1 protein-coding gene is annotated in these 481 nt (G+C 64.9%); it reads right to left on the bottom strand.

Annotation, left to right across the window (positions count from 1 at the left end):
* A partial coding sequence (locus tag AACY08_RS29185; RefSeq protein ID WP_339472557.1) for an HAD-IA family hydrolase occupies window positions 1-481 on the bottom strand: 481 nt, incomplete at both ends.

The raw sequence follows: 481 nt of genomic DNA, 5'->3' as shown, positions 1-481 counted from the left end.
CGGCGATGCCGCCGAAGTCCTTCGCGACGATGTCCCAGTTGCCGGTGGCTTCGAAGTCGACCTTCTGGAGTGGTCCGTACTCCGTCGGCCTTGCGACGAAGGCGGTCTTCAGCCCGTATCTCTGCGCGGCGGCGAGGTCGCCATTGTGGGCGGCGACCATCATCACCTCTTCAGGCCTGAGGCTGAGCAGCCGCGCAGCGCCGAGATAGGTTTCGGGATCGGGCTTGTAGTGCGCGAACAGTTCCGCCGACATGATCAGGTCCCACGGCAGGCCGGCGAACTTCGCCATGTTGGTGAGCAGCGCGACGTTGCCGTTCGAGAGCGGCGAGATCACGAATTTGGTCTTGAGCCGGGTCAGGCCCGCGACGCTGTCCGGCCAGGGATGCAGGCGGTGCCAGCCCCTGGTGAGGTGGTCGAGATCGGCGTCCGTCAGGCCTTTGATGGCGAACTTCTCGACGAGCTTTTCCAGCGAACGGCGATG

This window comes from Pseudomonas sp. EL_65y_Pfl1_R83 (assembly GCF_963970695.1).
In the GTDB taxonomy this organism is placed as follows: domain Bacteria; phylum Pseudomonadota; class Gammaproteobacteria; order Pseudomonadales; family Pseudomonadaceae; genus Aquipseudomonas; species Aquipseudomonas tritici.
Note: the sequence above shows the minus strand (reverse complement) of the source record. Positions and strands in the feature narration are given on the sequence as shown.